10 protein-coding genes are annotated in these 13990 nt (G+C 44.3%); 8 read left to right on the top strand and 2 right to left on the bottom strand.

Annotation, left to right across the window (positions count from 1 at the left end; translation table 11 throughout):
- Window positions 1-196 precede the first annotated feature (196 nt).
- Window positions 197-895, bottom strand: a complete 699-nt coding sequence (locus GQA99_RS19045) for a FadR/GntR family transcriptional regulator (protein ID WP_160056629.1) — start codon at window positions 893-895, stop codon at window positions 197-199.
- A 192-nt stretch (window positions 896-1087) separates the two neighbouring features.
- Here GQA99_RS19045 and GQA99_RS19040 point away from each other — a divergent pair, with 192 nt between their 5' ends.
- Genes GQA99_RS19040 through GQA99_RS19030 form a run of 3 tightly spaced genes read left to right on the top strand, consistent with a single transcriptional unit; the run spans window position 1088 to window position 3729 of the window.
- The gene (locus tag GQA99_RS19040) at window positions 1088-1855 is read left to right on the top strand and encodes an SDR family NAD(P)-dependent oxidoreductase (RefSeq protein WP_160056627.1); all 768 of its coding nucleotides are present in this window, start codon (window positions 1088-1090) and stop codon (window positions 1853-1855) included.
- Between the two features lies 1 nt (window position 1856).
- On the top strand, window positions 1857-2819 hold the full coding sequence (locus GQA99_RS19035) for a 2-dehydro-3-deoxygalactonokinase (protein ID WP_229785924.1): 963 nt from the start codon (window positions 1857-1859) through the stop codon (window positions 2817-2819).
- Window positions 2812-3729 (top strand): SMP-30/gluconolactonase/LRE family protein, encoded by a 918-nt coding sequence (locus tag GQA99_RS19030; RefSeq protein ID WP_160056625.1) that lies wholly within the window; start codon window positions 2812-2814, stop codon window positions 3727-3729. Before GQA99_RS19035 ends, GQA99_RS19030 begins: the two co-directional genes overlap by 8 nt.
- Before the next feature lie 79 nt (window positions 3730-3808).
- On the opposite strand, the gene glpD is transcribed toward GQA99_RS19030, so the two are convergent.
- On the bottom strand, window positions 3809-5332 hold the full coding sequence (gene glpD / locus GQA99_RS19025; protein ID WP_160056623.1) for a glycerol-3-phosphate dehydrogenase: 1524 nt from the start codon (window positions 5330-5332) through the stop codon (window positions 3809-3811).
- 242 nt (window positions 5333-5574) lie between these two features.
- Here glpD and GQA99_RS19020 point away from each other — a divergent pair, with 242 nt between their 5' ends.
- From GQA99_RS19020 to GQA99_RS19000, 5 genes are all read left to right on the top strand, one after another.
- Window positions 5575-6624 (top strand): UDP-glucose--hexose-1-phosphate uridylyltransferase, encoded by a 1050-nt coding sequence (locus tag GQA99_RS19020; RefSeq protein WP_160056621.1) that lies wholly within the window; start codon window positions 5575-5577, stop codon window positions 6622-6624.
- Window positions 6617-7765, top strand: coding sequence for a galactokinase (gene galK, locus GQA99_RS19015; protein ID WP_160056619.1), 1149 nt, complete (start codon window positions 6617-6619; stop codon window positions 7763-7765). Before GQA99_RS19020 ends, galK begins: the two co-directional genes overlap by 8 nt.
- Window positions 7766-7875: 110 nt before the next feature.
- A complete protein-coding gene (locus tag GQA99_RS19010; RefSeq protein ID WP_160056617.1) occupies window positions 7876-9216 on the top strand; it encodes an alpha/beta hydrolase family protein in 1341 nt (446 codons plus the stop codon).
- 368 nt (window positions 9217-9584) lie between these two features.
- The gene (locus GQA99_RS19005) at window positions 9585-12347 is read left to right on the top strand and encodes a TonB-dependent receptor (RefSeq protein WP_160056615.1); all 2763 of its coding nucleotides are present in this window, start codon (window positions 9585-9587) and stop codon (window positions 12345-12347) included.
- Window positions 12348-12465: 118 nt separating this feature from the next.
- Window positions 12466-13989, top strand: coding sequence for a tryptophan halogenase family protein (locus GQA99_RS19000; RefSeq protein ID WP_160056613.1), 1524 nt, complete (start codon window positions 12466-12468; stop codon window positions 13987-13989).
- Window position 13990: the final 1 nt, after the last annotated feature.

The following is a 13990-nucleotide window of genomic DNA, read 5'->3' as shown; positions in this document are numbered from 1 at the left end:
GTTGGACGTCGATAATCAACAATGCTGCTCAAGATGTGTTTTTAAATAAAAGTCCTGAAATGCGAATAAACCTATAAAAGAAAACCCCCACTTTTAAAAAAAGTGGGGGTTTGTCATTAATCTGAGAGCATCTAGATTAGATGCTCTTTTTATTATAGACAGATGCTCTTTTTATTATCGGCTTATCAATTAACGATTATAATTTTGACTCAATTAACTCAAGCGCTTCTTCTAAAATCGTTGATACTGCAGCGCGCGTTTGTTGCGGATTACGTGCTTTTATCGCGTTAAAAATCTCAGCGTGTTTTTGCACATCTGCACCGGGTACGCCTTTAATTTTATTGGTGTAGCGAATACTGACTCTAAGCGCTGTGCTGATAAATTCAGTCAACTGCACAAAAAACCGATTACCACTGGCAATTAAAATACTGGTATGAAAAGCAATATCAGCCTCTAACGGATCATCTAAACCTTGCTCAGCTTCCACCATGCGCTCTAGGGCTTTTTCAATTGAAGCAATTTGCTCGTCCGACGCATTCATAGCAGCAAGTGCAGCAGCTTGAGGCTCTAACGCAACACGCACCTGGGTAAATTCTTTTAATAAAGCTAATGACGGCTTACTACTCAAAATCCACTTTAATACGTCAGTATCAAACATGTTCCAATTGCTTTCTGGCAGCACGCGGATACCTTGTTTAGGCCGCGAAGAAATCAACCCTTTAGCAGACAACATCTTGACTGCTTCACGAGTAGAGCTGCGGCTCACGTCGTATTCGATACACAAGTCAGCTTCTGACGGCAAACCTTCACCAACTGGGTAAACCCCTTTTACGATGGCGATCCCTAAATCGTGGGTGAGTTGATGGGTTAAATTTTGACGCGGTGAAGTGCTCATGCCTTTTACTGTCCAATATTCAGTACATAAATCTGTTATATCATATTTAAATGCAATTACGATATAACTTTGTTTTACTCGTTGTTAATGTTAAAAATAACTAAAAATAAATAGTATTTATCGGATTAAGTTGTTAATCCAACATACCGCTAGTTAACCATAAGCAAAAATAATAGGTTTGGAGCGTTATCTGTGAGTCAGTCCACTCAGTACCAAGACTTAACAAACAAAGTCATCTTTATTACCGGCGGAGCCAGTGGTATTGGTGCGGCAATGGTTGAAGCTTTTGCCCGCCAACATGCCAAAGTGGCCTTTATTGATATAGACCAACAAGCGGCAGATGCGCTTAAACAAAAACTGACACAAAATGAACTCACCTCTATTTGGTTTCGCGCTGTCGATGCCACCGATTCTGAGTCGCTGCAGTTAGCCATTAGAGACGTTGCTGAGCATTTTGGTCGCTTTGATGTGTTAATCAATAATGTCGCCAATGATGCACGCCAGGATGTCGAAACCATTTCGGCACACGACTGGCACAAGTGCATGCAAATCAATCTAGACCCTGCCTTTTTTGCCTCTCAGGCAGCCTACAGCCAAATGAAACTCCAGCATTCGGGCAGTATTATTAACTTCAGCTCCATTACCGCATTATTAGGCTCGCAACAAATGACCGGCTATGTGACGGCAAAAGCGGGCTTAATTGGGATGACACGCTCATTATCGCGGGAGTTTGGAGAAGCAGGTATTCGCGTCAACGCCATTTTACCTGGCTGGGTTGCAACCGAAAAACAGCTGTCGAGCTGGCTAACCGAACAAGAAGAGCAAAAATGGACCGATGCAATGGCCTTAAAACGTCGTATCACCCCTGAAGACGTCGCTAAGCTAGCACTATTTTTAGCATCCGATAACAGTGAACTCATCACCGGACAGTGTATTAATATTGACGGTGGGAGAGCCTAGTTTGTTTACTGAACATCAACACTTTATTGCCGTAGATTGGGGTACCAGTCATTTACGCGCTTACCTGTGTTTGGCTGAAGCCAATAAACCGCTTACTGTACTTGAACAAGGCAACAATGTTGGCGTAAAAAAAATCATTACCGACTTTGAAACAACGTTAATGGACAGTGTCGCACCCTGGGCAGCACGTTTTGGTCAATTACCCATATTAATGATCGGCCAAATAGGCTCCAGCATTGGTTGGAAAGAAACCCAATATCTGGCTTGCCCCATTTCGCCGACAGAAGTCATTAGCGCGGGCACCCGCTTTAATTGCCAGGGCCATCAGGTAACGATTTATCCAGGTTTGCGCTGTCAATTACACAACCATCTGCATGATTCTATGCGCGGCGAAGAGTTCCATTTGCTTGGTTGGTTAGCCATGGTACCACAGCACTTACAAGGTCGACATTTAGTGTGTTTACCAGGAACTCATACTAAATGGGTATTAATTGAAGATGGTCAAGTGGTGCTATTTAAAACCGCCCTAACCGGTGAGTTATATGACTTACTGTCGTCTAATAGTGTGCTGATCCAAGAAAAAGTCTCTGATTTAGAGTTTGATTTTGATGCCTTTATTCAAGGGGCAGACTTTAGCTTATCTTCTGCCACCGACAATTTCGCCCACGGATTATACAGCGTGCGCAGCAAGCAACTCTTCGAGGGCTATACCACTAAACAAGCCCATGCGTATTTGTCTGGTTTATTAATTGGTTGTGATGTGCGCGCTGCTAAACATGCAACTGAATGGCAATTAACCCAATTGAGTTCTGTGGCCATTATTGGTCCGCCTCATCTGAGCCAGTGCTTTGCTAAAGCCTTAAATTTTTGCAACATTAACACCACTCTTTGGGATGTCACCGAAGCCACGCTCGCGGGCTTCAATGTGGTGTACCAGCAAGCGATAAAAACCAGTAATGATTAGTCTTTCATCTTGTATTGGCGAGCTTATTCAGGTTATTCCCTCCCAAAATCAATTGGGGGAAAATGCCTTATGGCACCCACGGCATCGCGCAATTTATTGGATAGATATTATGGCGGGCGACATCCATAAATACACTATCGATGACCAAGCACACCAGCAATATCATTTACCTTACCGCATCGGCAGTTTTGCATTTTTAGCCGACCAGAATGCACATCAAGTGATTGTGGCATTTGAACAAGGTTTTGCGTTGTACCATCTTGAAACCCATGCAATAACCTGGCTTAACCAACCGGAAGCCACACAGCTTGGAAATCGTTTTAATGATGGTCGCACCGACCGATGCGGCCATTTTTGGGCTGGCACCATGGTTGAAAAACGCCACACGCCAGAGCAGCAAGGTAGCCTTTATCGTGTAGACCACCAGGGGCAATACCATAAATACTTTAGCGATATAATGATATCAAACGGCCTATGCTGGAGCCCAGACGGCAGTATCATGTATCACGCAGACTCTGAGCGCCATTGTATTTATCAGTACAAGTACTGCCAGCAAAGCCATGCATTAAGCCAAAAACAGCTCTTTGCGACAACAGAAAATCATGTCTTTCCTGATGGTTCTACCGTAGATACCGACGGTTTTATGTGGAATGCGCAATGGGGCGATCATAGCGTAGTGCGCTATAACCCTGATGGTAAGATAGTTGAAAAACTGGTTGTTCCTGCGGTGCAGCCATCAAGCGTGGCAATAGGTGGACCTAACCTAGATTGGCTGATTGTCACCTCATCTCGTATCGAATTATCACCACAACAATTATTAGACTACCCGTTGTCTGGTAATGTGTTTATTTACCAATTAAATAATGTCACAGGTATTGTCGACACCCCTTGTGGCCTGCTAAAAGCCTAAATTAAAACGCCAATATCAATAGGGATATTGGCGTGTAATATGATTTAACTTAACCTCAGCTCGGGCAAATACGGCTTACCTAGCCCGCCCGCTGCGAAGCCTCAACCACGTTAGCCTGAGCCGCCTGCATATAGTTGCTCAGTTGCTGTTGTTGCTCTGCAGAAAAATGTAATCCGAGTTTCGTTCGACGCCACAGCACATCTTGACTAGTACAAGCCCATTCGTTTGCCATCACATAGTCAACTTCGGCCTGATAAAGCCCATGGCCAAAATCGATACCTAATGCTTCAGCTGAGTTAGCGTCATTTAAAATATATTGGGTTCTCGCGCCATAAGTACGCAATAACCGGCTAATGTATTTTGGTGCTAACCACTGATATTGTTGCTGATAAATACGGGTTAACTCGGCTAAATGACTAAAGTCACCACCGGGCAATACCTGTTGTGCCGTCCAGGGTTTACCCATTTTAGGATGAAACGGCTTAAGACGATTCACCGCCGCTTCGGCCAGTTTGCGATACGTGGTAATTTTACCGCCAAATACCGACAACAAGGCCGCTTTACCTTTGGGGGCATCGACAATAAAGGTGTAATCACGCGTAACAGATTGTGCCGATTCAGACTCATCATCCATCAAGGGTCTCACCCCAGAAAAAGTATGCACAATGTCTTGTTCACTAATGGTGGTTTTAAAATAATGATTAGTAATATTAACAAGGTAATCAATTTCTTGTTGATCAATCTTCACATCTTTGGGATCACCAACAAAATCAACATCCGTGGTGCCAATCAATGAAAAATCATCTTCAAACGGGATCACAAATACGATTCGTTGATCTTCGTTTTGTAAGATATAAGCATGTGGCTGCTGGTGGATTTTAGGCACCACAATATGGCTACCTTTCACCAAACGGATTTTTTGCGGTGAAGGCTGCTTGATGACATGACTAAATAAGCTCGACACCCAGGGACCAGAAGCATTCACCACGGTTTTAGCCAGCACATCGCGCACCGATTGATCAGCCCGGTTTTGTAAGCTTAAACGCCAAAATTCGCCCTGACGCTCAGCATTAATGCAACGCGTTTGAGTGCAAATTTGCGCCCCTAGCTCTTTTGCCGCTAACGCATTTAATACCACTAAACGAGAGTCATCTACCCAGGCATCTGAATATTCAAAACCTTGAATAAAGCTTGGTTTTAACGGGCTATCGGCACTAAAGGCGATTTTTCTTGAACCACTTAACGTGGCGCGCGAGGCCAAATTATCATATAGAAATAATCCCAGACGGATCATCCATGCTGGGCGTAAATGCGCCTGATGCGGGAGTCTAAACGTTAATGGGGTAATTAAATGTGGCGCTTTTTTTAATAGCACTTCACGCTCAGCCAAAGCCTCTTTAACTAAGCGAAATTCATAATGCTCTAAATAACGTAAGCCGCCATGAATTAACTTACTGCTGTTAGACGATGTCGCCGAGGCTAAATCGTTTTGTTCACACAGTAATACACTCAATCCACGCCCTACCGCATCGGCCGCTATTCCAACACCGTTAATGCCACCGCCAATCACGACAACATCGACTATCTCTATATCGGCTTCCATTTACGTACCCACCCGCTAAAATAAATATGATAAATACTATATATTAATCACATCATAGAGTGACTCACCGCTAATTGACAAGCAGAATTAGAAAGATCTTGTCGAAATTGATTACATCTTGTTAAATAAAATACTTAATAGTAGTATTTATCATATAAATTAAATTTGTATAATTTATCATCGTATGAATGTTGCCCTAAAAACGGTAAGGCGACAGCATAAACACAGATAAAAGGATTGCCATGAGCCAGTTTGAATTTACCCACAGACGAAAAAACCCGTTAACGGGTAATTGGGTGCTAGTGTCGCCACACAGAAATAACCGCCCATGGTTAGGTGCGACTGAAAAAAGTGCCCCTTCAAACCTACCAGAACACGATGAGACATGTCCATTGTGCCCAGGTAATCAACGCGCTAATGACACCCATAACCCTGACTATGACAAAACCTTTGTGTTCACTAATGACTTTGGCGCTCTCACACCACACGTAGCAGAGCAAGCAGCACAATTTGAAACAAACCCATTATTTGAAATAGAAGCTGCCACGGGCGAATGTCGGGTGATTTGTTTTTCACCTAAACACAATAAAACCCTACCCGAACTACCTGTTAACGAAATTAAAGACGTTGTCGATACCTGGAAACAGCACTATGTAGAACTGTCTGCCCAGTATGCTTGTGTGCATATTTTTGAAAATAAAGGCGCCGTAATGGGTTGCTCACAACCGCACCCACATGGGCAAGTTTGGGCCCACAACCATTTATCGACAGAAATCCAATTAGAACAAGCCAGCCAATATCAATACCAACAAACCCACGGTAGCAATTTACTCGCCGATTACGTTAAGCGTGAAATAGCCGATGGTGAGCGTGTGGTGTACCAAAATGACCACTGGCTAGTTGTCGTGCCATTTTGGGCGGCATGGCCATTTGAAACCTTATTAGTCAGTAAAGATGACGTGCGCCATTTTGGCCAATTAACTGAAGCGCAATCAACGGCTCTCGCTGACGCCATAAAAGTGCTCACCACTCGTTATGACAACGTATTTAATTGCAGTTTCCCATACTCGATGGGTTGGCACTGCGCCCCAAGTGACTTAGACGATGATAGCCACTGGCGCATGCATGCACACTTTTATCCACCGTTATTACGCTCAGCTACGGTAAAAAAACACATGGTCGGCTATGAGATGCTAGCCGAAAGCCAACGCGATTTAAGCCCTGAAACCGCTGCAAAAATACTAAAAAATGCCAGCGACGTACACTACACCGAAGGAAATCAACATGACTAACAACGCGCTGCAGGCATTGTTTACCCAGCAATATGGATCAGATGCACAAGGCGTGGTCAGCGCACCCGGTCGTGTTAATTTGATTGGTGAATTTACCGATTACAACCAGGGGTATGTTTTACCTTGCGCCTTAACATTTCGCACTCAAGTGCTTTATCGTTTACGCAACGACAATAACGTTAATGTTATTTCGACAATGTATCCCAATGAACAAGAAAGCTTTGAGGTTAATCAAGCCATCAAAGAAGGCAGTTCACAATGGGGTAACTACATTCGCGCAGTCGCTTTTGTACTAAACCGTGCGGGCCACCAGCTCAATGGTGTTGATTTACTGATCGAAAGTAACGTCCCTCAAGGCAGTGGTTTGTCATCGTCTGCAGCCCTTGAAGTGGCAATTGCAGGTATGTTTAATCACGTCTGTGGTTTGAACCTTAGCGAAGAGCAAATTGCGTTATTTGGCCAAGAAGCTGAAAACGACTTTATGGATTGCCAATGCGGCATTATGGATCAGCTCATTTCAGCTAAAGGTCAACAAGACCAAGCCTTATTGATTGACTGCCAAAACCTACAAACTCAAGCGGTAACGATTCCTACCGACTTATCAATTGTGATTGTTAATTCAAACTATCCACGCAAGTTAGTCGACAGCGAATACAACCAACGCCGCATAGACTGCGAACAAGCCGCAAGCAAAATGGGCCTAACCACGTTACGCGACGCTAATTTAACATTACTAGCACAAACAAAACCGCAAATGAGCGCAGACGAATTTGCCCGCGCCCATCATGTTATTACCGAAAACGACCGCGTGATTGCCGCCACCAAAGCGCTAGCCAATAACGACATTGAACAACTGCGAATATTGATGACCGCATCGCACCAGTCACTCAAGCATGACTTTGAAGTGACCGTGCCAGCAACCGACGGCCTAGTGCAAATTTGCCAACAAGCACTGGGCGATCGTGGTGCAGTACGCATGACCGGAGGCGGTTTTGGCGGTGCGATTGTTTGTTTATGTCGCCACGAAGATGTCGCTGTCATTCAGCAAGCAGTTGAACAGCAATACTTTGCCCAGTTTAATCTGCAAGCCGACATCTATGTGTGTACCGCAGGTAACGGACTGACAGTACAACCATACTAAAAACCTACACTCATTTGTATCATCACGCTATGCGGGCATGAATTAGCGCCCGCTATGCATCAGCCTTATTGATGCATATGGAAATGAACTACCGAAAAGGACAGCATTAAATGTATAAAAAGACGCTCAGCTGCGCAGCATTATTATGGTTAAGCACCTCCACTTTCGTGGTGGCAGACACACTAAATCCAGACTCCAATGCAGCACCTCAACCTGAGCAACTTTATCCAACATTGCTGCCCAAAGAAGCCCTGCCTGAATTAGCTCAAATTGGCCAATATCCAGTGGGTGTAAAAACGGTTCAGCTGGTGAATAAACAACAATTTAACCCGAGCAGCCAAACCCTTGAAGACCGTAAGCTAACCGTAGAAGTTTGGTACCCAACCAATAAAACTCCTACAACCACACCCAAAGCAGTTTACCGTGACGAAACGCGCTTAGGCTTACCCTTTGCATTACAAGGCAATGCCACTCGCGAAGCCGAAGTGGTTAACTTAACAGGCCAGCCATTTCCATTGGTGGTGTTATCGCACGGCTATACCGGTTATCGCACCATTATGTTTTATTTGGCAGAGCATTTAGCCTCACACGGTTATGTGGTGGCAGCACTTGATCATACCGACTCGACCAATGCCGACGTCGACATGGTTAACGCACCGTTTAGTGGTTTTTTTAGTACGCTACTGAATCGCTCTCGCGATCAGCAATTTACTCTTGATTATTTTACTAGCACAGACAATTTTGTTAGCAGCATAATCGACACTCAACGTGCTGGATTAATTGGTTATTCAATGGGCGGCTATGGTGCGGTAAATACCGTTGGCGGCTGTTACCAATTTAATCAACAAACCGCGGCCACGTTTACCGGCAGTAAAGATGTGAATGTGATTAATGGTGCAATTGCATTACTCAATACCTGTGCTGGTGGTCAATCTGCGCCAGCAAAAGTCGACCCTAAATGGAAAGCCATGATAGCCATGGCACCTTGGGGCGGAAACTATCAACTGTTTAATCCTGAGTCGCTTGCCAAAATCACTACGCCAACGTTATATATTTCTGGCGACCTTGATGATATTTCAGGGTACAAAGGCATCCAATCCTTATATCAACAAACCGGTGGCGACAGCACTTATATGCTTACCTACCACAACGCACGCCACAACATAGCGCCTCATCCTGCACCACACATTGCTTACCAAAATGAAATAGACCTTGGTCATTACTTTGAGCCAGCATGGAACAATACCCAAATCAACACCATCAATAAACACTTCGCATTAGCCATGATGGATTGTCACATTAAAAATCAACAAGATAAGTGTGAATTCTTACAGCTCAATGGCCAATCAAATGAACAAGATGCCCAAGGAAACCCAACCCCGGCCTGGAAAGGGTTTGCTCATCGCTACGCGACAGGCATGTCATGGGATATGAAAAAGCCTAAGTCTTAGTCATTTAGCCACTACCATTCTGAAAATAAACTGTCGATCGTTGGCAGTTTACGTTTTAGGAATCACAGTTCTGAATTAACAAGTTATCAACAAGTGTTGGGGTTGGCTATGTTCAATCACTTTTAAGCAGAAAACTCAAGCCCATGAAAATTAACAATAAAAAACGATATAAATAGCGTTAAATCCAATGCTTATGCAATTAATGCTCAGAAATGAATAAAAAAAGCTAAAAAATGCTAAGCGACATGCATCACATTGTTAAGAAAAGGTTGATATTTAACCTCAATTAATATATTTATAAGATAAATAAGCTTTAATTAAAAAATCAATATTTATAAAAAGCAACAACATCAACTGGGGGAAGAAAAATGTCTACAAAAGGAATCGCTACTTTTGGCAAGAGGACGACGTTAGCACTTGCTATTGCTGGGGCAATAGGCAGTGTTCACGGAGTAACAGCAGCAGAAGCTGAAACTCAAGCCAATGAGCAAATTGAAGTCATTGCTGTAAAAGGGATCCGCAGCAGTTTAAAAAACTCTATGGCCGACAAGAAATCCGCATCAGTGGTTTCAGATGGTATTTCGGCAGAAGATCTGGGTAAATTTCCAGACTTAAACGTTGCAGAGTCATTGCAACGTATTACAGGTGTTTCTATTGACCGTAGCGGTGGCGAAGGTCAAGCCGTTACTGTTCGTGGTTTTGGTCCGCAATTTAACACCGTACTGGTTAACGGCCGCCAAATGGCAACCGACAGTGCAGGTCGTGAGTTTAACTTCGACATTTTAGCGGCTGAGCAAATCACCGGCGCCAACGTATACAAAACCACCAATGCTAGCATGCAAGAAGGCGGCATTGGCGGTACTATCGACCTAACAACAGCACGCCCATTTGATTACAGTGGCTTACAAATTGTAGGTTCTGTAAAAGGCATGTACGAAAGCCTTTCAGAAGACGTATCTCCTGCGGTTTCAGGCTTAATCAGTAACACCTTTAATGACGAAACCATGGGTGTGTTATTGGCAGTAAGCCACCAAGAACGTAGTGTTCAAGTTAACCAAATCAACACTGCTGGCTGGCGCGGCGGTCAAACGATTTCTAACGCCCGTGATGGCGTATTATTCACAAACGCTTATATTCCACGTAACTGGGACCAAATCGTTGACGAGCAAGACCGTACTCGTACCAACGCCAGCTTAGTGTTTCAATATGCACCCTCTGACGATGTCAGCATTACTTTAGACGGCTTTATCTCTAAGTTTGAAGTCGACTCACAAGTAACCGATTTAGCCTCATGGTTTGAACCCGATCGTGTCGGCAGTGCCACGATTGACCCTTCTACCGGGACGCTATTAACCTTTAGCCAGGATGTTGGCTTACATCAAGGCAGTGGTGATCCCGCTACCGATTTTGTATCGCACACACGTAACTCTCGCGATGTCACTAACAGCGGTGTTGGCTTAAATGTTAAATGGGATGTTACTGAGCAGTTAGTCGCTAAATTTGACGTATCAAACTCAAATGCTGAAAACGATCGCGCTGGCCGTGACCGCTTTAACGTTGTAGGTATGATAAACAGTTTTGCGTTTGATGGCACCGGCGGCGTACCAACAGTCGTCCATGATGGGTTTACTAATGGTAGCCTACCAGATGCAAGCCTTGCGCGTTTACATTACAACGAAAAAGGCAATCAATTCAGCGATGAAGATGAAATCACTGAGTTTAAAGCTGATTTTGAATACACCCCCGACTCGTTAGTTTTTACCAAAGCTAAATTCGGTGTTTATCGTCAAGAACGTGAAAAGTCGAGCTATCAAATCTTTGGTAGTCAGTGTCAATTCTGTGGCTACGGCACCGAGGCTCCAATCGATGCGATTGATTTTAGACCTTACACAGCCAACAACTATTTCTCTGGCTTAATCGACACCTTCTACACCTATGATGGCGATGCGATGGTGGATTATTTAGCTGCTGAAGGCTATCCCATTACACCAACATTACAAAACAACCGTTATACCATTAATGAAGATGTCACCAGCCTATACATGAACTTCACGTTTATGTATGACGTTGGCGATATGCCATTAACCGTTGATTTTGGCGCGCGTTACTCAAACACAGATGTGGATGTGAGTGCAGTACAAAGTTATATCTCTGACGTAGTTCCTACCAGCGATGCTACCTTATTTGCTAACGTGTATGGTCCTGCTAATGACATCACTCAAGGTACGTCTTACTCTAACCTATTACCAAGCTTAAACATTAAGTTAGATCTGCAAGACGATATGGTTTTACGCTTTGCTGTGTATGACTCATTAACCCGCCCAACCATGTCACAGCTTTCGCCTGCGACAAACTTTAATGAGCCACGCCGTCAAAACTTAACCGCAAGTGGCGGTAACCCAGCGCTAGAGCCATTCCGCTCTGAAAACTGGGACGTGTCTTACGAGTGGTACTACGACGATGCGAGCTTATTTAGCTTTGCATTCTTCAGCAAAGAAGTTGACGATTTCATCGTGAGCTTAACCGGTGAAGAAACGTACCAAATGACCGATCGTAGTGGTCCTGATTACAACTGTAGCACCACTAACTCAGACCTATGTACTAGCGACGTTGTGGCGAGCACAGAAGAGTTAAATGGTCAGTCTGAAGTGTATACAGTGACACGCCCACAAAATGGTGAATCTGCACGTATTACCGGTTACGAAATAGCATTAACTCACGTATTCGACAACGGTTTTGGTGTAACAGCTAACGCAACCGTAGTAGATAGCAACGTTAAAGTGGATGCTAACTCTACCCAAAGCTTCGCGCTTGAAGGTTTAGGTGATTCACAAAACTTAATCGTGTTCTACGAGCAAGACAACTGGCAAGCACGTGTTGCATTTAACAACCGTGAAGGCTTTTTACGTCAGCTAGATAACGGTTTTAACGGTGAGCCAATTAAAACTGAAACCTTCGGACAGTGGGATATTAGCGCGAGCTATGATATCAACGAAAACGTATCTGTTTTTGTTGAAGGTATTAACATCACTGAAGAAGAGCTAGTGCAAACGGGCCGTTTCGCCAACCAGATTTACTCGGTTGAAGACAACGGTTCACGCTACGCAGTAGGGTTAAGAGGCAAGTTCTAAGTTATAAGCCTTATAAAGACAGGTGCAAGTGCACCTGTCTTTTTGTTTATAACAAGACCGACAAACTTCACCTTGTGATAGTGTTTAAACACTCAATTGCAAACAGGATGTTAACCCAATGGCAAAAGCAGTAAAAAAAATAATCATTGTGGGCGGCGGAACAGCGGGCTGGCTAACGGCAGCCATCATTGCATCACATCATAAAAGCCCATCTGGCCAGACGATAGACATAAGTTTAATCGAGTCGTCAGATATTCCGACCGTGGGAGTGGGTGAAGGCACCTGGCCAACCATGAAAAACACCCTACAACAGATAGGGTTGAACGAAAGTGACGTTTTTAGAAAGTGTCATGCGACGTTTAAACAAGGCGGCAAATTTGTCAGCTGGGTGTATGGCAATGGCGACTTTTATTATCATCCTTTTACCGTACCACTGGGCTACGGCCGCCTCGATTTGGCACCATATATTGATAATATTAAAGATTACGCCGAACAAACCAATTTTCAACATGCTATTTGCGAGTCAGGCCTTGCGCCGCGCAGCATGGCAGAAGGTGACTATCAAGGCACATGCAACTATGCCTACCACCTCGACGCTGGCGCCTTTGCCGACTTGCTCAAACAACACTGTAAAACCCATCTCAACGTTAATCACATTATTGGTACGGTCGACCATGCTAGCGTCGACAGCCAGGGCAATATCAGCAATGTAACACTTATCGATCAAGCTCCAATCGAAGGTGACTTATTTATCGACTGCACCGGGTTTGCATCGTTATTGCTCGGAAAAACCTTAAACGTTCCTTTTATTAAGCTCGACCATGTACTGTTTAATGACCGCGCAATCGCCATGCAAGTGCCTTACGACAATGCAGACAGTCCCATTGCGTCACACACTATCGCCACCGCACAAGATTCTGGTTGGATTTGGGATATCGGCTTAACGCACCGCCGCGGCGTAGGTCATGTTTACTCAAGTCGCTTTATGAGTGATGAGCAAGCAGAAGCCAATTTACGTCGTTATATTGGTCCTAAGGCAGACGGATTACCCGTAAAGCATATCCGTTACCAAAGCGGCCACCGTGAACGTTTTTGGCAAAATAACTGTGTCGCGGTGGGGATGGCGGCAGGATTTGTAGAGCCACTTGAAGCAACCGCCATTATGCTGATTGAAATATCAGCCCGCTACATTGCTGAGAATTTACCGGTTAACGATAACGTCATGGCATTAACGGCCAAACGCTTTAACCAACAAATGGATTATCGCTGGGGTCGTATTGTCGATTTTTTAAAACTGCATTACATGTTAACCAAACGTCCAGAACCTTATTGGCAGGCGCACTGTAATCCAGATTCTATCCCGCAAAGCCTACAAGACGACCTAAGCATGTGGGCATTTAGAGGCCCCACCAGCAAAGACTTTAATGGTCCAAATGAGCTATTTCCTGCGGCCAGTTACCAGTATGTTCTTTATGGTATGGAGTTTAGCCCAGACTATTCGCAACACGCCCACCTGTATCAACAACATGTGCAAGCGTCGCAAATATTAAACCGTAATGTTCAGCTCACGCAGCAGATGCTCAATACCCTGCCGCCTCATCGTGACTTTATTGAACAATGGTTAACTCACTCTCAACAGTAGA

Source organism: Shewanella litoralis (genome assembly GCF_009828585.1).
GTDB classification, from domain to species: domain Bacteria; phylum Pseudomonadota; class Gammaproteobacteria; order Enterobacterales; family Shewanellaceae; genus Shewanella; species Shewanella litoralis.
The sequence above is the reverse complement of the archived record's forward strand: the minus strand, read 5'-3'. Positions and strand labels throughout refer to the sequence as shown.